The 701-nt window shown below is 52.9% G+C and carries 1 rRNA gene; it reads right to left on the bottom strand.

What is annotated here, in order from left to right:
* A 23S ribosomal RNA gene (locus AC3WJJ_RS25575) occupies window positions 1–699 on the bottom strand; the annotation flags it as partial.
* Window positions 700–701: the final 2 nt, after the last annotated feature.

Genomic DNA, 701 nt, shown 5'->3' on the forward strand with positions numbered 1-701 from the left:
CGCCCTATTCAGACTCGCTTTCGCTACGGCTACAGCTTCTCGCCTTAACCTTGCATGGGAACGTAACTCGCCGGTTCATTCTACAAAAGGCACGCCATCACCCATAGATCGGGCTCTGACTTTTTGTAAGCACACGGTTTCAGGTTCTATTTCACTCCCCTTCCGGGGTGCTTTTCACCTTTCCCTCACGGTACTGCTTCACTATCGGTCGCTAGGGAGTATTTAGCCTTACCAGATGGTCCTGGCAGATTCATACGGGGTTTCACGTGCCCCGCACTACTCGGGATCCGTCTCGGAGGGAATATACTTTCGGCTACAGGGCTTTTACCTCTTATAGCGGGCCTTTCCAGACCTCTTCACCTAATATGTTCCTTTGTAACTCCATGTGAGACGTCCCACAACCCCAGAGAGCAAGCTCTCTGGTTTAGGCTGTTCCGCGTTCGCTCGCCGCTACTGACGGAATCACTCTTGTTTTCTCTTCCTCAGGGTACTTAGATGTTTCAGTTCCCCTGGTATGCCTCCCACTGCCCTATATATTCAGGCAGCGGTGACTGCGTATTACCACAGCCGGGTTTCCCCATTCGGACACCCCCGGATCAAAGCTTGCTTACAGCTCCCCGAGGCAGTTTCGTTGTTCGCCACGTCCTTCATCGGCTCCTAGCGCCTAGGCATCCTCCGTGTGCTCTTAGTAGCTTAACCTA

It is taken from the genome of Paenibacillus sp. FW507-14B1B (assembly GCF_058781425.1).